This window comes from Terrirhizobium terrae, assembly GCF_030323265.1.
In the GTDB taxonomy this organism is placed as follows: Bacteria; Pseudomonadota; Alphaproteobacteria; order Rhizobiales; family Rhizobiaceae; genus Neorhizobium.
The window spans coordinates 2,703,065-2,720,903 of sequence record NZ_CP104992.1; the positions used below are offsets into that span (position 1 = coordinate 2,703,065).

18 protein-coding genes and 5 pseudogenes are annotated in these 17,839 nt (G+C 62.1%); 19 read left to right on the forward strand and 4 right to left on the reverse strand.

Going from position 1 to position 17,839, the window contains the following annotated elements:
* Positions 1–177 precede the first annotated feature (177 nt).
* From N7E02_RS21115 to N7E02_RS21140, 6 genes are all read left to right on the forward strand, one after another.
* Positions 178–588, forward strand: coding sequence for a universal stress protein (locus tag N7E02_RS21115; protein WP_286579571.1), 411 nt, complete (start codon positions 178–180; stop codon positions 586–588).
* Between the two features lie 114 nt (positions 589–702).
* Positions 703–1,368 carry a PAQR family membrane homeostasis protein TrhA gene (trhA, locus tag N7E02_RS21120; protein ID WP_286579572.1) on the forward strand — a complete coding sequence of 222 codons (666 nt, stop codon included), beginning with the start codon at positions 703–705 and terminating at the stop codon, positions 1,366–1,368.
* Positions 1,369–1,463: 95 nt separating this feature from the next.
* Positions 1,464–1,976, forward strand: a complete 513-nt coding sequence (locus N7E02_RS21125; RefSeq protein WP_286579573.1) for a GNAT family N-acetyltransferase — start codon at positions 1,464–1,466, stop codon at positions 1,974–1,976.
* A 67-nt stretch (positions 1,977–2,043) separates the two neighbouring features.
* Positions 2,044–2,307 carry a type II toxin-antitoxin system ParD family antitoxin gene (locus N7E02_RS21130; RefSeq protein ID WP_286579574.1) on the forward strand — a complete coding sequence of 88 codons (264 nt, stop codon included), beginning with the start codon at positions 2,044–2,046 and terminating at the stop codon, positions 2,305–2,307.
* Positions 2,304–2,615: a type II toxin-antitoxin system RelE/ParE family toxin gene (locus tag N7E02_RS21135; protein WP_286579576.1), complete on the forward strand. Its 312-nt coding sequence runs from the start codon at positions 2,304–2,306 to the stop codon at positions 2,613–2,615. The genes N7E02_RS21130 and N7E02_RS21135 overlap by 4 nt, the downstream gene beginning before the upstream one ends.
* Before the next feature lie 75 nt (positions 2,616–2,690).
* Positions 2,691–3,101 (forward strand): (R)-mandelonitrile lyase, encoded by a 411-nt coding sequence (locus N7E02_RS21140; protein ID WP_286579577.1) that lies wholly within the window; start codon positions 2,691–2,693, stop codon positions 3,099–3,101.
* Here the strand turns inward: N7E02_RS21140 and N7E02_RS21145 are convergent.
* Positions 3,091–4,010: pseudogene (locus N7E02_RS21145) on the reverse strand (LysR family transcriptional regulator). The gene N7E02_RS21140 and the pseudogene N7E02_RS21145 overlap by 11 nt on opposite strands.
* 116 nt (positions 4,011–4,126) lie before the next feature.
* On the opposite strand from N7E02_RS21145, the pseudogene N7E02_RS21150 reads away from it, so the two are divergent.
* Positions 4,127–4,956: pseudogene (locus N7E02_RS21150) on the forward strand (SDR family oxidoreductase).
* 83 nt (positions 4,957–5,039) lie between these two features.
* Here N7E02_RS21150 and N7E02_RS21155 read toward each other — a convergent pair.
* Positions 5,040–5,603, reverse strand: coding sequence for a DUF308 domain-containing protein (locus N7E02_RS21155; protein ID WP_286579578.1), 564 nt, complete (start codon positions 5,601–5,603; stop codon positions 5,040–5,042).
* A gap of 137 nt (positions 5,604–5,740) precedes the next feature.
* Between N7E02_RS21155 and N7E02_RS21160 the strand changes: the two genes are divergently transcribed.
* The gene (locus N7E02_RS21160; protein WP_286579579.1) at positions 5,741–6,322 is read left to right on the forward strand and encodes a TetR/AcrR family transcriptional regulator; all 582 of its coding nucleotides are present in this window, start codon (positions 5,741–5,743) and stop codon (positions 6,320–6,322) included.
* Here the strand turns inward: N7E02_RS21160 and N7E02_RS21165 are convergent.
* Positions 6,319–7,023: an alpha/beta fold hydrolase gene (locus N7E02_RS21165; protein WP_286579580.1), complete on the reverse strand. Its 705-nt coding sequence runs from the start codon at positions 7,021–7,023 to the stop codon at positions 6,319–6,321. The genes N7E02_RS21160 and N7E02_RS21165 overlap by 4 nt on opposite strands.
* A 143-nt stretch (positions 7,024–7,166) precedes the next feature.
* On the opposite strand from N7E02_RS21165, the pseudogene N7E02_RS21170 reads away from it, so the two are divergent.
* From N7E02_RS21170 to N7E02_RS21180, 3 genes and pseudogenes are all read left to right on the forward strand, one after another.
* Positions 7,167–8,035 (forward strand): annotated as a pseudogene (locus N7E02_RS21170) (aldose 1-epimerase family protein).
* A gap of 19 nt (positions 8,036–8,054) precedes the next feature.
* The gene (locus N7E02_RS21175) at positions 8,055–8,774 is read left to right on the forward strand and encodes an alpha/beta fold hydrolase (protein ID WP_286579581.1); all 720 of its coding nucleotides are present in this window, start codon (positions 8,055–8,057) and stop codon (positions 8,772–8,774) included.
* Between the two features lie 185 nt (positions 8,775–8,959).
* Complete coding sequence (locus N7E02_RS21180) at positions 8,960–9,661, forward strand: carbonic anhydrase (RefSeq protein WP_286579582.1); 702 nt, start codon at positions 8,960–8,962, stop codon at positions 9,659–9,661.
* A 49-nt stretch (positions 9,662–9,710) separates the two neighbouring features.
* On the opposite strand, the gene msrB is transcribed toward N7E02_RS21180, so the two are convergent.
* Positions 9,711–10,136 (reverse strand): peptide-methionine (R)-S-oxide reductase MsrB, encoded by a 426-nt coding sequence (gene msrB / locus N7E02_RS21185; RefSeq protein ID WP_286579583.1) that lies wholly within the window; start codon positions 10,134–10,136, stop codon positions 9,711–9,713.
* Positions 10,137–10,304: 168 nt separating this feature from the next.
* On the opposite strand from msrB, the pseudogene N7E02_RS21190 reads away from it, so the two are divergent.
* The 8 genes and pseudogenes from N7E02_RS21190 (at position 10,305) to N7E02_RS21225 (ending at position 17,706) form a co-directional block, all read left to right on the forward strand.
* Positions 10,305–12,722: pseudogene (locus N7E02_RS21190) on the forward strand (putative monovalent cation/H+ antiporter subunit A).
* On the forward strand, positions 12,634–13,077 hold the full coding sequence (locus N7E02_RS21195; protein ID WP_286579584.1) for a Na(+)/H(+) antiporter subunit B: 444 nt from the start codon (positions 12,634–12,636) through the stop codon (positions 13,075–13,077). Before N7E02_RS21190 ends, N7E02_RS21195 begins: the two are co-directional and overlap by 89 nt.
* Positions 13,077–13,454, forward strand: a complete 378-nt coding sequence (locus N7E02_RS21200; protein WP_286579585.1) for a Na+/H+ antiporter subunit C — start codon at positions 13,077–13,079, stop codon at positions 13,452–13,454. The genes N7E02_RS21195 and N7E02_RS21200 overlap by 1 nt, the downstream gene beginning before the upstream one ends.
* Positions 13,455–13,702: 248 nt before the next feature.
* Entirely contained in the window at positions 13,703–15,268 is a 1,566-nt protein-coding gene (locus tag N7E02_RS21205; protein ID WP_286579587.1) for a Na+/H+ antiporter subunit D, read from the forward strand.
* Positions 15,265–15,738: a Na+/H+ antiporter subunit E gene (locus N7E02_RS21210; RefSeq protein WP_286579589.1), complete on the forward strand. Its 474-nt coding sequence runs from the start codon at positions 15,265–15,267 to the stop codon at positions 15,736–15,738. The genes N7E02_RS21205 and N7E02_RS21210 overlap by 4 nt, the downstream gene beginning before the upstream one ends.
* A pseudogene (locus N7E02_RS21215) lies at positions 15,735–16,001 on the forward strand (cation:proton antiporter); the annotation flags it as partial. The gene N7E02_RS21210 and the pseudogene N7E02_RS21215, both read left to right, overlap by 4 nt.
* A gap of 458 nt (positions 16,002–16,459) precedes the next feature.
* Entirely contained in the window at positions 16,460–16,786 is a 327-nt protein-coding gene (gene mnhG / locus N7E02_RS21220) for a monovalent cation/H(+) antiporter subunit G (RefSeq protein WP_374730736.1), read from the forward strand.
* A 485-nt stretch (positions 16,787–17,271) separates the two neighbouring features.
* Positions 17,272–17,706 (forward strand): Ros/MucR family transcriptional regulator, encoded by a 435-nt coding sequence (locus N7E02_RS21225; RefSeq protein WP_286579592.1) that lies wholly within the window; start codon positions 17,272–17,274, stop codon positions 17,704–17,706.
* Positions 17,707–17,839 lie beyond the last annotated feature (133 nt).

Sequence of the window (17,839 nt, forward strand, 5' to 3'; positions counted from 1 at the left end):
TCATCTCCGGGGCGGCTAAAGCCGCATCCACCCAACAATCGCCGAAGATCGTCGTTCACGAAAGGTGCAAAATCCGAGAAGCTTCGTTTCGTAAATGTTGACAATCAACCTTGATGCGAATCAAAGCGGCGAGTGTAGGCTGGCCCGACAGTGAATGCATATAAAGGAGGTCACACCATGTATGACAAGATCATCGTCGCCGTCGACATCGCCCAGATCGAAAAGGCCGAGCGCGTGCTGCGCAAGGCGGCCGACCTGAAGGGCAAGGGCGGCACGATCCTGCTCGTCAACGTCGTCGAGGAACTGCCGGCCTATGTCGTGTCGGACCTTTCCATCGATATGACGGTCAAGGCCCGCAAGGATGCCGACGAACATCTGACCGCCCTGCGCGAGAAGGTTGGCATCGAAGCCGATATCGAAATCCGCCAGGGCGCTCCGGCGCGCGAAATCCTCGCTGCCGCGGAGCAATTCAAAGCCGACCTCATCGTCGTCGCATCGCATGTGCCGGACTTTTCCAACTACCTCATCGGGGCTACCGCCGACCGCGTCGTGCGCCACGCGAATTGCTCGGTACTGATCGACCGCTGAGCCGTCCGGCGCAAGTTACCTTCCGCAACCGAATGTGAATCGACCTGTGCCCGCCGTCTCTTGTCTTCTTGACCGGATGCTTACATTCTGGTCGCGGACGGGAGACAGCGGGTAATGAGCGAACTCTTCAATTTCGGCCGGCATTACGACCTGCATGAGATCATTGCGGATGGCGTTATAAACGGCATCGGCATTGTTTTTGCGCTGGTCGGTGCGACGGCGTTGATCTTCTATGCCACCGTCTGGTCCAGCCACGGGGAGATTGCCGCCGCCTGGGTCTATGCGCTCGGTCTCGTTCTCTGCCTGTCGATTTCCTTTACATACAATATTTGGCCCCATTCGCGGACCAAGTGGATCCTGCGCCGGCTGGACCACTCGGCGATATTCATCCTGATTGCCGCCACCTACACGCCGTTTCTGGAGCGTGGAGCGGGCGATCCGTGGATCGCGACCATGCTGGCGGCGATCTGGTTGACGGCCATCCTCGGCATTTCGTTGAAATGCCTCTTTCCCGGCCGTTACGACAAGCTTGCCATCCTGCTTTACCTCGCCATGGGCTGGAGCGGCGTAATGGTGATGGACGAGGTCTCGCAATATCTGCCGCCGGTCACCGTCTGGCTGATCGTCATCGGCGGACTGATCTACTCGCTCGGCGTCATCTTCCACGTGTGGGAACGGCTGCGCTTTCAGAACGCCATCTGGCACGCCTTCGTCGTCGCCGCGGCCGCCGTCCATTACGGCGCGGTGATGACCTGTTTCAGCCTCGGCAGCAGCATCTGACCTCAGCGCATTTCATTCAGTCCATCACCATCGGTCTCTCGACAGATTAATGCCGTCTGCTAAAGTGGATTTGATGAAAATATAGTGGACAGAACATGACGACCAGCAACCTGACCATCCGCGACGCCGCCCAGGCCGATCTGCATGGCATCATGGAGATCTACAACGATGCCGTCGCCAACACGACGGCGATCTGGAACGAGACGCTGGTCGATCTCGACAACCGTCGCGCCTGGTTTGACGCGCGCAGGGCGAAAGGGTATCCGGTTCTGGTCGCCGAGCTTGACGGCGCTGTCGCCGGCTATGCGTCCTATGGCGACTGGCGCGCCTTCGACGGCTATCGCTTCACGGTCGAACATTCCGTCTATGTACACCGCGATTTCCGCGGCCACGGCATCGGCCGCAAGCTGATGGAAGAGCTGATCGCCCGCGCCGCCTCCAACGGCGTCCACGTCATGATCGCTGCCATCGAAGCCGAGAATGCCGCCTCCATCGCCCTCCACACGACCCTCGGTTTCCGTATCGCCGGAAAGTTCTCCGAAGTCGGCACCAAGTTCGGCCGCTGGCTCGACCTCACCTGTATGGAACTGAAGCTTTCTACCGTCTGACCGGCCTGCGGATGCGTTGATAATCGACCCCGCGATTGCTATCTTCCGCTGAGTTGGAGCACATGCCATGGCCGACAGCGCAAACCTCGGAAAACACTTCGATGACTATGTGGACGAGCTGGTAAAATCCGGCCGCTACGAGACGCGTGACGATGTGCTGAAAGAGGCCACCCGGCTTCTGGAACTGCGTGAGCGCCGACAGCGGGAGCTGGATGAGGCGCTGGCGCGCGGGCTGGCCGATGTCGAAGCTGGCCGCGTCAAGCCGATCGAAGAAGTAGCCGCCCGGCTGAAGGCTAAATATCAGGCCATGCGGAAAGATCGTCGAGCGTGAACGTCGTAATCACCGATGAGGCGGAATACGATTTCGAGCGCATCGGCGATTACATAGGACAATTCAATCAGGCCAGAGCGGTCACGTTTGTAGAGGAGCTGTTGGAGCGCTGCATGCGTCTCGCTTCTTTCCCAACGCGTTTTGCCCTTGTCGCCCGGCATGAAAGCGCCGGTATCCGCCGAATGCCCCATGGGAATTATGTCGTGTATTATCAGGTCGGTCAGGATCGAGTTGAAATCCTGCGGATACTCAACGCCGCACAGGATCACGAAGCGATCCTCTTCCCCGACGAAACATCCGCCCCCTGAAATCTCGCCGCCGAGGCTGCTTTCCCGCCATCGCGGCCTATATCTCCCTCGCAATCACGCCGAAGGAGGCCTCTCATGGACATCAAGCGCAACGGATCCCAGTCGTCTAGACGGCAGCCGGCGGATTATTTCACCGGGGCGGTCCGCTTCGATCCGTTGATCGAGGCGCCCGATCCGGCCCGTGTCCGTGCCGCGAGCGTCACCTTCGAACCCGGCGCCCGCACCAACTGGCACACCCATCCACTCGGCCAAACGCTGGTCGTTACGGCAGGTTGCGGCCGGGCGCAGTCGCTCGGCGGTCCCGTGCGTGAACTGCACCCCGGTGACGTGGTCTGGTTCGCGCCCGGCGAAAAGCACTGGCATGGCGCGGCACCCCAGACGGCCATGACCCATATCGCCATCCAGGAAGCGCAGGGCGGCGTCACAGCCGACTGGCTGGAACCGGTCAGCGATGAGGATTACGCGACGCCTCCCGTCAAAGACTGACGTCAGCCCCAGGCAGGTCGCCCATTTCCTTCAACACGCCGATGAAGGCGCGCAATCCCGCCGGCACATGCCGGTGGCCGGGATAATAGAGGCAGAGCCCGTCGATTGGCGGGCACCAGTCTGACAGCAGCGTCACAAGTCGTCCCTCCGCCAGATGCCGGGCCGCGACATGCATCGGAATATAGGCGATCCCGAGACCCGCGACGGCCGCCTGTGCCATCAACTCGTTGTCATCCAGCGTCAGCGCGCCGGGCACATCGACCGTCAGCTCCTCGCCCCGCCGTTCGAATTCCCAGCGATAGAGTTTTCCGCTCGGCATTCGCAGTCGAATGCAGGTGTGATGCGCCAAGTCCGTCGGCGCTAGAGGCTCGCCGCGCGTTGAAACATAATCCGGCGAGGCGACGGCCACGAACCGGGCAGGCCCACCGAAGGGCACGGCGATCATGTCCTGCGGCACGGATTCGCGCAGCCTGATCCCGGCATCGAAACCGTCGGCAACGATATCGATCAGCCGCCCGTCGCTGACGAGGTCGACCGCCATGTCCGGATAACGGGAAAGAAAGACCGGTACCGCATGTTCGAGCAGCAGGCGGATGACGATATTGCTCGTATTGATCCTCAAGGTTCCGCTCGGCCCGCCGCGAAAATCGTCGACCGCCTCCAGCGCTGCATCGAGTTCCTCAGCGCCGGTTTCAGCCGCGCCGCCAGCCGTTCGCCCGCCTCGGTCGGCGACACGCTGCGGGTCGTGCGATTGAGCAACCGAACGCCCATCCGCGTTTCCAGCCCGCGCATCATATGGCTCAGCGTCGAAGGCGACAGGCCGAGCTCATCGGCCGCCTTGCGGAAGCTGCGATGGGCGATGATTGTGGCGAAGGCGTTCAGGTCGTTCAGTGTCGGGCGTTCATTCATGGGGAAATCTCACCGTCTCATGCAGGATTGGCCGGCTTATACCATGAATTTTCTCCGCCTATCTCCTGTCTCGAAGGCAGCGGCATTTTGCCGTCGCCTATGAAGGAGACAAGCTCATGTCCAGAACATGGTTCATCACCGGTACGTCCTCCGGCTTCGGCCGCCTGCTCACCGAAAAGCTTCTCGCCCGCGGTGATCGCGTCGCGGCGACGCTGAGGCGCATGGATGCGCTCGACGATCTGCGCCAGACCTATGGCGACCGGCTGTGGATCGCCAAGCTGGATCTCACCGACCAGGCTGCCGTCCGCACCACGATCGACCGCGCCTTCGCCGAGCTTGGCCGTATCGATGTCGTCGTCAACAATGCCGGCTACGGCCTGTTCGGCGCGGCGGAGGAGGTCACCGACGAGCAGATCCGCCATCAGATCGATACCAACCTGATCGGCTCGATCGCCGTCATCCGCGCGGCCTTGCCGCATCTGCGCGCCCAGGGCGGCGGACTGATCCAGCAGGTCGCATCTGAAGGCGGCCAGATCACCTATCCGAATTTCTCCTCTACCACGCCACCAAATGGGGCATTGAGGGGTTTGTCGATGCAGCCGCCAAGGAGGTTGCGCCCTTCGGCATCCGCTTCACCATCGTTGAGCCGGGTCCGACCCGCACCGATTTCGGAAAGGGTCTGGCCCAGGCCGAACCGATGGCGGTTTACGACGACACACCGGCCGGCGAGGTGCGCCGCGCGATGGCAAATGGCGGTTTCGACATCAAGGGCGACCCGGACAAGATGGCCGATGCGATGATCGCCTATGCCGATCGCGATGACCCGCCGCTGCGTCTGGCCCTCGGCGGCGCCACCTATCCGTCCATCAAGGCGGCGCTGGAGGGCAGGCTCGCCGAACTGGAGGCACACAAGGCGACGACGCTCGCCATGGATTTCGACGACTAGCCTATCGCAGCAAAGAAGACGGCCACCGGCACGTTTGAACGTGCCGGTGGCCTGACCGTGCAAGGACTTGAGGTAAGGCGGCCTCAGGCCTTCGCACTGGTCTTCCGGGAGGCGGCGACCGTCATCCAGATGGCCGAGACGAGGAAGTAGAAGGCGCCGAAGCCGGCATAGGGCGCGACATCGAGGATCGTCGGCGGAACGTCTCCGAGCGCCTGCGTGATCATGAAGCCGCCGGCCAGCGCCGATTGCGCGCCGCTCAGGATCATCACCCACTGCGCACCATAGGCCCGCCAGCGCGTCACGCCGGTCGCAAGCTGCAGCAGGCCGGAGAGGATTGCCCAGACGCCGAAGACGCCGAGCACCGCATGGGTATCCTTCATCACCGCCAGAAGCACGGCGAGCGTCGTGATCGTGCTGACGACGACGTTCAGCGCCTGCGTCCTGTTCGCCTTGAGGCCACCGTTGGAACGCGCATCGGCAAGGTTCGCCACGGCATCCCATGCGGGATAGATGACGAAGAGCAAAGCGGCGAGGGCGGTGTGCCCGCTGACGGCGACAGCAATAGCGATCCACCAGATCGAGAAGAAGGCACGGACGAAATAATACGAACGCAACCAGCTGGATTGGGTTGAAACTTGACTGGGCATGACAGACTCCATATTTGTCTACCTACTAGTAGGAAGGTAATTTTGACATGTCAATCTACACGGTAGCCGGCAGAGGCAATGCGCAGTCAAATCGCCGTGACTTGACGGCCTTCCGGCTGAAAGATAGGCCCGTTGAAATGGAACAGACGACCGCGCAGAAGATCCTTGCCAGTGCCCGATCGCTCATCATGGCGGGCGGCTATAACGGCTTCAGCTATGCCGACATTTCCGATGCGATCGGCATCCGCAAGGCAAGCATCCACCACCATTTCCCGACCAAGGCCGCGCTGGTCAGCACGCTGGTCGAACAATATGCACAGGAGGCCGCCACCGCCCTCGGCGCCGTGCGGGAAAACATTCCAGACCCGGTCGATCAGCTGCAGGCCTATATCGGCCATTGGAAAACCTGCATCGGCGACGGATCGCAGCCCTTCTGCGTCTGCGCCATGCTGGCCGGCGAGATGGAAATCCTGCCTCCCGAGGTCGCGGCCCATGTTCAGGTCCATTTCCGCAACCTCGCCGCCTGGCTGACTGCGGTGCTGGAAGAGGGGGCCACATGCGGCCAGTTCCAGCTGGACAAATTACCGGAAGAGATGGCCCAGATCCTGATGGCCTCGGTCCATGGCGCCATGCTGTCCGCCCGCGCTCTCGGCACGCCGGACCTGTTCGGCGCAATCGTTGCGCCCCAGATCGAAGCGTTGCTGGCAAAGAAAAACTAGGAGCGTCCGGCCGCCTCCTGCAGGTCATCGAGCCACGCCGTGATGACCTCGACGAACCGCTCCGGTGCCTCGAGCGGGATCATGTGTCCGGTGTTCGCGATGACTTCGAAGATCGAGCCTCTGATCCCCTCATGCAGCTCCATCGCCTCGGTCCGCGATCGCAACTTGTCCCTGTCTCCCGCAATCACGAGCGTCGGACAGCCGATCCCGCCAAGTTCGCCCCGCTCGTCACGCCGGTCGAGAAGCGACTGGCGCCGGAACGTGGTCCCGCCCAGCCGCTGGCCCATCGCCTGGATCCGCTCGATGAGATCAGTTCGCCCTGAATTGTCGGGATGCAGCGAGGAGACGACGGCGGGCGCACTCAGGCCGCGAAAGGCAAGCACGCTCTGTCTGGCGATCGCCGCCTTCCGCTGCGCCTGCACATCGCTGTCGCCCCGCGCGGATGTGGCGACCAGAATGAGGGCGGTGACGCGCTCGGGCGCCTGGCGGACGATCTCCCGCGCCACATAGCCGCCCATGGAAAAGCCGAGAAGAATGAATGTCGGCGGCGCCTCGGCCAGCACGCGGCGCGCCATATCCTGCAGTGTGGCGCCCTCGGAAAGGTCGGCGTGGCTGATCGGCCCGAAGCGCGCAAGCCCTGGCTCCACGTCGCGCCACAGGTCGGCATCCAGCATGAAGCCCGGAACAAGTATCATCGCCATTGTTCATTCCTCTGTCACAATCGTCGCCATCGGGCCACACTGCCGACGGTACGTCTCATCGCATGCCGGTTCACCGTTGGCACGTGCTTTCGAATAGCGCAAAGATGCGTCCATCGATCCCACGTGTGACCGGAGCAAGCCGCATGTCCGATATCGTCCGCATCGCCAATGACCAGTTGAGCATCGAAATCTCCTCCTCGGTGCCGAAATGCAGTCCTTGAGAACATCGGACGGCCGCGACTGGCTGTGGAATGGCGATGCCGCCTGGTGGACCGGCCGTTCGCCGATCCTCTTCCCGATCGTCGGCAAGGCGCCGGACAATAAGATCGCGGTCGATGGCGTAAGCTATGAGATGGGCCAGCACGGTTTTGCCCGCCGCTCCGAGTTCGCGCTTGCCGCCGAAAGCCTGTCGTCGTGCCGCTTCGAGCTCGCCTCCTCGGAGACAACGCGAAAAGTCTATCTCTTCGATTTCCTGCTCTCCGTCACCCATTCGATCGAAGGCAGGAAGCTCACGGTCGCAGCCGAGGTCGAAAACCGCGATACGCGCCCCATGCCCTTTGGCCTCGGCTATCATCCGGCCTTCCTCTGGCCGCTGCCCGGCGCCGGCGATGTGGCTCACACGGTAACACTGGAGAATGGCGGCGAGCCGCTGCTCACCCGGCTGGACAACGGTCTCGTCACCGAAGACAGGCTGCCGTCACCCTTCAAGGCCGGCCGCCTGACGCTCGCCCATGATCTGTTCGAAGCCGATGCGATGATCTTCGCCGAAGGGGCAGGGACCGGCCTCACCTATGCCGCCGAGGGCGGCCCAAGCCTGAAATTCAGCTTCGACAATCTGCCCAACGTCGCGCTCTGGCAAAAAGTCGGCGCACCTTTCCTCTGCGTCGAGCCTTGGCATGGCACCGCCGCGAAAGTTGGCGCATCCGCCGAGGTCGCCGAGCGCCCCTACGGCACTATCCTCCAGCCCGGCGAAAAGGCCCGCTTCGCCTTCACGGTCGAGCCGTCCGCCTGACGAATAGCCGGAGGCGAGGATGAGCGGACTGGAAGTGCTCTTCCTTCACGCGCTCCCCTTGAACGGGACGATGTGGGATGCACAGCGTTCCGTAATCTCTCTCCAGAGCCATGCGCCGACGCTCTATCATTTCGGTCAAAGACTGGAAGAATGGGCGCAACGCGCACTCGCCATGACGCAAGCAAAAAGGCTCGTTCTTGTCGGCTGTTCGGTCGGTGGCTCCTGCGCGCTCGAAATCGCGGCTCTGGCGCCGGAACGGATCGCGGGCCTTATGCTCATCGGAACCAAGGCCGATCGAAGACCCGATCCCGAAATGATGAGAGAAGCGGTCCGGACGCTTCGTGACGAGGGCAGGGAGCTTGCCTGGCAGCGCTACTGGCAGCCTCTTTTCGGCCCCGCCGCCAGTCAGGACGTGATCGACCAAGCCCGGTCCATGATGATGGAACAGTCCGCCGAGGATCTCGCGCGGGGCGTCGAGGTTTTTCATTCGCGACCGAGCCGTGCCGCGCTCCTGCCGCAGCTGAACTGCCCGGTTACGGTCGCTACCGGAGAGCATGACCGCGCTCCCGGCATCACGACTAGCCGGTTCCAAGCGGAGGCGTCGCAGCGTGGCACGCTGCAGGTCGTGCAGGACTGCGGCCACTACGTCCCGCTTGAGCGGCCGCAGACTTTAAACGTACTGCTACAGCATTTTCTCGCGACGTGCGAAGGCGCCCACCCTGCACGACCTTCGCTGTGAAACCGAAACATGCTCGCGTAATCTCGCGGGATCGTGAAGAAATTCCGCATCGCAGCATGGAATAAGATCACATTCTCAACGTTGTCCCATGGTCATCTCGCAGATGCGAAATGATCGCTTCGACCTAACCCCGCCGGATGGAGGCCTCTCCCTATCCGACGTCCGGCTAGCTATAGGAGTAGACCATGGGCGACCTTCTGAAAGGCATCTCGAATTTTCGTGGCGCCGTGTTTCCGGATAATTCGGCTCTCTACCAAAAGCTCGCCACCGAGGGCCAGAGCCCTCAGGCGCTGATGATCTCCTGCGCCGACAGCCGCGTCATGCCGGAAACGATCACCCAGTCCGGGCCGGGCGAACTCTTCGTCTGCCGCAATGCCGGCAATATCGTGCCGCCCTTCCAGACCATGAATGGCGGCGTCTCCTCGGCGATCGAGTATGCGGTTGTCGCACTCGGCGTGCGTGACATCATCGTCTGCGGCCATTCCGATTGCGGCGCCATGAAGGGCCTCTGCCATCCCGAACTGCTCGGCCAGATGCCGAATGTCGCCGCGTGGCTCAAACACAGCCACGCCGCCCATTCGATCGTCTGCGAGGCCTATCCCCAGACGATGGAGGAAAAGGAGAAGATCCGGGCGGTCGCGATGGAAAACGTTGTCGTCCAGCTCGATCACCTGCGCACCCACCCGTCGGTCGCGGCCAAGCTCGCCAAAGGGGAGATCGCCCTGCATGGCTGGTTCTTCGACATCGAGACCGGCGCGGTGCTGGTCTATGACGGCGTCGCAAAACGCTTCGGCGAGATCGAGGACGGTCAGCCGCTTGTCGCCGCCGTCACCGGCCGCGAGGTGCCGCAGGTCGTGCCCATGGCGGCGCGGATCGCGGCGGAATAACGATTTCAATCTTCTCCCCGCTTGCGGGGAGAAGATGCTTGCTGCCGAACTACTTCAACGGCTCGAACGTCATCGCATGGCCGTTGATGCAATAGCGCAGGCCGGTCGGCGGCGGGCCATCGGGGAAGACGTGGCCCAGATGGCCGTTGCACTTGGCGCAGCGAATTTCGGTGCGCACCATCCCGTGCGACGTGTCGCGGATTTCCGTGACGACCTCAGGCTTCACCGGCTCGAAATAGCTCGGCCAGCCGCAGCCGCTGTCGAACTTCGTATCCGAGACGAACAGCTCCTCACCACAGCCGGCGCAGCGATATAGCCCCTTGTCCTTGGAATTCCAGAACGGGCCGGTAAAGGCGCGCTCCGTGCCCGCCTGCCGCAGGATGTAATACTGCTCGGGAGACAATTGCTCGCGCCATTCCGCGTCGGTCTTGCTGACAGTAGGTTCGGAGGTCTTGGTCGATGTGACTGAGGACATGATCGTTCCTTTCGTTTCCCCTTAGATAGAGAGGGATACGCTGTGAAAAAAGGTCAGCTTTTCGTGTTCGCTGTCCGGTTATGCTTGAGGCGCCGGTTTGTTTCCCCTAGAAAACCGGGGTCCGGCCAAGCCGGGGGCGAGGAATGATTCTGATCTCGAGGAGAAGATATGGCCGCCACTGCGCCGGCATGGACGTTGATTGCGCTTTTTCTGCCTTTTCTGGCCGCCTTCCTGGCTCCGACGCTCGCCCGGCATTTCGGCGATAAGTCGGCCTGGATCTTAGCGCTCGCGCCGGCTCTGTCCTTCCTGCATTTCTGCGGTTTCCTCGGCGAGATTTCGGCCGGCGAGGTGGTGACCGGAGGTTATGCCTGGGCGCCCAGCCTCAATCTCTCCTTCTCCTGGTTCATCGACGGTCTGTCGCTCACCTTCGCGCTTCTGATCACCGGCATCGGTACGCTGATCGTGATCTATTCCGGCGGCTACATGAAGGGCCATCCGCAGCTCGGCCGCTTCCTTTCCTTCATCCTGATGTTCATGGGCGCGATGCTCGGGCTTGTCGTCTCCGACAGTTTCCTGATGCTCTTCGTCTATTGGGAACTGACCTCGATCACCTCCTTCCTGCTGATCGGCTTCGATCATGAGCGGGAGAGGGCGCGGCGTGCAGCGCTGCAGGCGCTGGTCGTCACTGGGGCAGGGGATTGTCGCTTCTGGCCGGCCTGATCTTCCTCTGGAACATTACCGGCGTCACCCAGCTGTCGCTGCTCGTCCACTTGGAAGATGCCGTGCGCCTCAGCCCCTTCTATCTGCCGGCGCTGATCCTCGTTCTCGGCGGCGCGTTTACCAAATCGGCGCAGTTCCCGTTCCATTTCTGGCTGCCCAACGCCATGGAAGCGCCCACACCGGTCTCCGCCTACCTGCATTCCGCCACCATGGTGAAGGCCGGCGTCTATCTGCTGATGCGGCTGAACCCGGTCATGGGTGCAACGCCCGCCTGGGAAATTCTGTTGCCCTTCTTCGGCGGAGTAACGCTGATCGCCGGCACCCTGATCGGCATCCGCCAGACCGATCTGAAACTGATGCTCGCCTACACGACCATGGCCTCGCTCGGCCTGCTCGTCATGCTGACCGGCTTCGGCGCGCCTTACGCCATCGAGGCGGCGGTGCTGTATCTCGCCGCCCATTCGCTCTTCAAGGGCGCACTTTTCATGGTCGCCGGTGCCGTTGATCACGAGGCCGGAACCCGCGAACTGCCGCTGCTCGGCGGCCTGCGCTTCGCCATGCCGATCACCTTCGCGGCAGCCCTTCTTGCGGCCTGCTCCATGGGCGGCCTGCCGCTCTTTGCTGGCTTCCTCGCCAAGGAAGAGATCTATGCGGCACTCGCTGCCGGCAATCCGCGCGCCGTCTTCTTCACCCTGCTGGCGATCATCGGCAACGCCCTGATGCTGGCCATCGGCTTCGGGGTCGGCTTGAAGCCCTTCATCGGCGCGAAAAAGGAGACGCCCAAATCGGCCCACGAGGCGCCGATCGCCCTGTGGCTCGGCCCGGCCGTGCTGGCTGTGCTCGGCCTCTTGTTCGGTCTTTTTCCGGCATTCTCCACGCCTATGTCTCGTCACCGATGGCAAGCGCCATCGTGGATGATGAGGTGACGATCACCATCAGCACCATTCCCCATATCGGCCTGCCGCTGCTGCTCTCGGTGATCACCGTCCTCCTCGGTGCGCTCGTCTACTGGCGCCTCGACCGGGCCCGCGCTCTGGTCGCCGAAATGCTCGAAAGCCTCGGCCCCGGCCCGGATCGCTGGTTCGATCATCTTCTGTCGGGCCTCGTCCGTCTCTCGGTTCTCGTCACCCGCTTCATCCAGCCTGGACGCCTGGAAATCTATGTCACCGCCACCTTCATCATGGTCGCGCTGACGCTCCTCGTTCCGCCGATCCTGTTCGGCGAACTGCCGGATGCGCTGCCCTGGCCGAACCAGCTTCTGGTGCAGGAAATCGCCTTCCTGGTCATCGCCGCACTCGGCGTCATCGCCGTGCTGCGCGCCAACGACCGCCTGACGGCCATCGTTGCCCTCGGCATCCAGGGTTTTGCCGTCGCCGGCATCTTCCTGCTTTTCGGCGCGCCGGACCTGTCTTTCACGCAGTTCATGATCGAGACGCTGTCGGTAGTCGTCCTGACGCTGGTCATGACGCGACTGAGATTGTCTGTCAGTGATCACCGCCCGATCGGCCAGGTCGTGCTCGATTCCATCATCGCCATCGCCTGCGGTCTCGGCTTCGCCATGCTGCTCCTGCGATCGGTCGCGCGCCCTTCGATCCGGTCCTGACGGAATTCTTCAACGCCTATTCCAAGGTGATCGCCCACGGCGCCAATGTCGTCAACGTCATCATCGTCGACTTCCGCGGCACGGATACGCTGGGCGAGATCGCGGTCGTGATGATCACCGGCCTTGCCGTCCTGGCACTGATCAAGATCCGCGCGACGAGGAAGGAGAAGGCCGATGAACACTCTCATCATGCGCACGGTCGCGCCGATGCTGACCGCCATCATGCTGCTCTTCTCCGTCTTCGTCCTCCTGCGCGGCCATAACGAGCCCGGCGGCGGCTTCATCGGCGGGCTGATCGCGGCATCTGCGCTGGCCATCTTCGGCATCGCCTATGGTCCGGGCGCCGTCCAGCGGGCGATCCAGTTCCACCCGATGGCGATTGCCGGTGCGGGCCTCTTTCTGTCGACCATCTCCGGCTTCGCCTCGATCTTCGCCGGCGTGCCGTTCATGAGCGGGCTGTGGATCTATCCGCACATCTTCGGTGTCGAACTGGCTTTGTCGACCGTCATGTCCTTCGATATCGGCGTCTATCTCGTGGTGGTCGGCGCAATCACCTCGATCGCGCTGTCGCTGGAACAGGAGCCGGACGACGAGGATGAAGAGGAGGGCGGCCGCTGATGGAAACGCTTTTCGTCATCCTCATCGGCATGTTCTTTTCCGCCGCCATCTATCTGATGCTGTCGAAATTCACGATCCGCATCCTCATCGGCATCGTGCTGCTCGGCAACGGCGTCAACCTGCTGCTCTTCACCGCCGGCCGGCTGACCCGGCAGATCCCGCCGATCATCCCGGCGGGCTCCGACACGCTGGCGATCGAGGCGTCCAATCCGCTGCCCCAGGCGCTGATCCTGACCGCGATCGTCATCTCCTTCTCCTTCTTCGCCTTCCTGCTGGTGCTCGCCTACCGTGCCTTCGAGGAACTCGGCACCGACAGCACCGACGAAATGTGCCTGGCGGAACCGCGGGACGAGCCTCTCCCGCCGACGGGGTATTGATTTTATGGCATCTGTTGCGAACACCCCCTCTGCCCTGCCGGGCATCTCCCCCACAAGTGGGGAGATCAGCAGGACGCGCCGCCTCGCCCCAAGCACCGGCATGTCAACTGCAAGGAGTCGCGGGCTTTTAATTTCCGGGCGAAGGTCGTGCCGCTTGTGATCTCCCCCTTGTGGGGGAGATGCCCGGCAGGGCAGAGGGGGTATTCCTCTCGGAGCGACGCGACCGTGCGAAAGGGAGCCCAGCTCTGATGGCATCCCCCACCTCCACCCCTGTCGATCTCGCCGCCGCCATGGTCATGGCGCCGCCGGCGCTTGGCGACTGGCTGGTCATCCTCCCCGTCGCGCTGATGATCGCCACGGGCGGCCTCTTGATGATGATCCGCAAGTCGGTGCGTCTTCACGCCTTCATCGGTTTTTCCGCGCTGATCCTGCTTGTCGTCCTCGACGCGTTGCTTCTGTGGCGCGTCTGGCAGAACGGCCCGATCACCATGACCATGGGCCGCTGGCTGCCGCCCTTCGGCATATCCTTCACCGCCGATATCTTCGGCGCCTCCATGGCGCTGGCTTCTGCCATCGTCGCACTGCTCGCCTCGGTCTTCGCGCTGAAGGATATCGATGCGACGGGCCTGCGCCACGGCTTCGTCGCCTTCCTGATGCTGATGATGGCGGGCGTCTCCGGCGCGTTTCTGACCGGCGACATCTTCAACCTCTATGTCTGGTTCGAGGTCCTGCTGATCTCGTCCTTCGGTCTGCTGATCCTCGGCTCCGAGCCACGGCAGATCGAGGGCGCGCTGAAATACGCGATCCTCAATCTCATCGCCACGACCCTGTTCCTGATTTCGGTCGGCTATCTCTATGCGATCTTCGGCACGCTCAACATGGCCGATATCGCCCGCAAGGAAGCGTCCATCCGCGAAGGCGCGCCGCTGATCACGCTGACGGCGCTCTTCGTGCTCGCCTTCGGCATGAAGGCCGCAGCATTCCCGGTCAATTTCTGGCTGCCGGCCTCCTACCATACGCCGCGCATCACCGTGTCCGCCCTGTTCGGCGGGTTGCTCACCAAGGTCGGCATCTATGCGCTGATCAAGGTGACCGTCATGCTCTTCCCGGTCGAGCGTGAGGCGATTAGCCTCGTCATCGCCGTCTCCGCCGTCTTGACCATGGTCCTCGGTGCACTCGGCGCGCTCGCCCAGAACGATCTGCGCCGGATGATCGGCTATGTCGTCATCGTCGGCATCGGCAACATGCTGGCAGGGGTTGCGATCGGAACGCCGGTCGCAGTCGGCGGCGCCATCCTCTACGCGCTCCATTCGATCGTCGCCATGACCGCGCTCTATCTGATGGCTGGCGAGGCGTTCCGGCTCTCCGGCTCCTGGCAGTTGTCGACGCTCGGTGGTCTCTGGGCGCGCTCGCCCTGGTTCGCCGGCGCCTCCTTCGCGCTGATGCTCGCCGCCGCCGGCCTGCCGCCGCTCTCCGGCCTCTGGCCCAAGGTCGTGCTGCTCAAGGCTTCGCTCGATATCGGCGCCTGGTGGCTGGCGGCAGCGATCCTCGTCTCGGCCTTCCTCGTCACGATCGCGCTCGCCCGCGTCTTCCTGCTCGCCTATTGGCGCCCAGCAGTAACGGCCGATGCCGCGGCACAGGCTGTCGTCACCAACTGGCGCACCGCCCTGCCGATCGGCTTGCTGACCGCGATCGTGCTTGCCTTCGGCCTGTTCCCCGAGCCGGTCCTGCAGGCAAGCCAGATGGCGGCGGACAGCCTTGCCGATCCGACCGCCTATATCCGTTCGGTCTTTCCGGAGGGGACAACGCCATGATCATCTATCTCCTTTCGCTGGTGCTTGCCTTCATCTGGGTCGCGATCACCGGCAGCGCCTCGCTCTTGAACCTGATCTTCGGCTTCGCGCTCTCCACCTTCGCGCTCTGGATCGTCCGCGACGAGATGAGTGCCCGCGGCTATCTGCGCCGGCTCGGCCGCATGATCGCGCTGCTCGTCCTGTTCTTCAGGGAGCTTGCCATGTCCGCCTGGAAGGTGGCGGTCGTCGCGCTTCGTCCGAACATGGACCTGAAGCCCGGCATCTTCGCCTTTCCGCTGACGGTCGACAGGGATTTCGAAATCACCCTTCTCGCCAACCTCATCACGCTGACGCCCGGCACCCTGTCCGTCGATGTCTCCGAGGACAAGAAGATCCTCTATGTCCACGCGATCGATTGTTCCGATGTCGAGGGCACCAAGCGTGACATCGCGAACGGCTTCGAGAGGAAGATCCTGGAGGCTTTCCGATGAGCGCGGCTGACACCATTCTCTCCATCGCCACCTGGCTGGGGCTGGCGCTGCTCATCGGCGCCTTTCTGCTGACCGTCTGGCGGGTCGTGCAGGGGCCGACACTGCCGGATCGGGTCGTGGCGCTCGACATGCTCGTCGGCATCGTCATCGGCTTCATCGCGCTGATTGCGATCCGCACCGGCTTCACCCTCTATATCGACATCGCCATTGCACTCGGACTTGTCGGCTTCCTCGCGACCGTCGCCTTCGCCCGCTTCATCCTGGTCAGCAAGGCCAAACAGAAGGCGATCAAGGATATTGATGAACCGAAGCTCGAAGGCGCGGTACCCGTCGCGGATGCCGTTCATGTCGAGGCGGTCGGTTCTGGCGCACGGGGCTCCGAAAAGAAGTCCAAGGCAAAATCCGCAAAGAGCTCTGCCAAGGCTGAAGCAAAGACTGCAGTAAAGCCTGTGTCGGAAACGGCCACAAAGCAGTCTGCAAGGCCAGCCTCGAACGATGACGTCGCCGAGGCGATGTCTTCTGTTGCACAACCTGTAAAAGTCCGCGCCGTGAAAGCCCGTGGCAAGTCGAGCGACGCAGGCGCGGCAGAGGCGCAAAGCAAATCGGTCGATAAGTCCCGCACCGGGTCGTCGAGTAAACCCTCCAGTAAAACCGGAAGGAAAGCGGCCGACGATACTGCTGCAAAGGCAACAGCCAAGCCGCGTAAGCGGGCAAAGGAGGAATAATGGACATCGCTTTCGCCATCGTCACAGCTGTCCTCGTCCTCGGCGGTGCAGTTTTTGCCCTGGTTGCTTCCATCGGCCTCAACCGCTTCCCCGATGTCTATTCGCGCATGCACGCGGCCTCGAAGGCGGGGACGGTCGGCTCCGGCCTGCTACTGCTCGCCGTCGGCGTGCATTCGGGAGAGCTGTCCATGCTGGCCCGTGCACTCGCGGGCTTCTTCTTCTTCGTTCTCACCGCTCCCGTTTCGGCACATCTCCTGGCAATAGCCGCCTTGAAGGCCGGCTATCCGATGTCTGACAAAACTGTGACAAATGAAATGCAGTGATGCGTCTAGTGCCGCGAAGCACCGTCTTGGGGATGAATAGTGGTTGCTTTATTGCACTTGTAAGCGCGCAAAGATTGCATAAGTGCAATTTTTGTCGGTACTAATGTCTAAGAGTTATGACTTAGGCTCAGGAAAGTCTCCATATTACTAGATTTAGCAATTGGACTTTTCGAGTCTCAGTGCTACTTGAGTACAAGTCGAGCACTGATATTGATCTAGACTAAGCATTTTCCCGCATATTCGTCTCATTTAGATCGCCCTTTAAAACGGGGCATTGCTGAAGACGATTATGATCATGGCGGGAATTCTGCGGAGACTTGATTCAATATCCGGTGGCGCCATCGGTTTCTCGCGCGAGGCTTAGGGGTAAGCTTCCGTCTTCGGACAAAACGCGATCGGTCGATGTTCCACATTGGCTCAACTGCGAACAGTCGCCGCGGAGGTCGCGGTCGGCGCTCGTACTGCATGAGAACAGGAGACTGGAAATGACAGATATGGCACTGGGCAAGGGTCCCGAGTTGCTGGTTGAATTGACCGCAGACATCGTGGCCGCCTATGTGAGTAACCACGTGGTTCCGGTCGGTGATCTTTCGAACTTGATCTCCGACGTTCACTCGGCGCTTAGCAACACCTCTTCGCCGACCCCGGTCGTAGCCGCGGTTGAAAAGCCGAAGCCGCCGGTTCCGATCAAGAAGTCGATCGAAGACGATTTCCTGATCTGCCTTGAGGATGGTCAGAAGTTCAAGTCGCTGAAGCGCCATCTGATGACCCACTACAACATGACGCCTGACGAATATCGCGAGAAGTGGGGCCTTCCGGCCGACTATCCGATGGTTGCTCCGGCCTATGCCGAAGCCCGTTCGCGTCTTGCCAAGGAAATGGGTCTTGGTCAGCGCCGCAAGCGCGGTCGCGCCAACTGACCGATCGGCAGCCGACCGGTTGGGGATGACCGATCAGTTGTCGTGAGAATGGATGCGGCGTTTGCGCCGCCAGAAGCGAGCCGGGCCTGTGCCCGGCTTTTTTGTTAGGGGATGCATAGAGGAAAAAAATCCC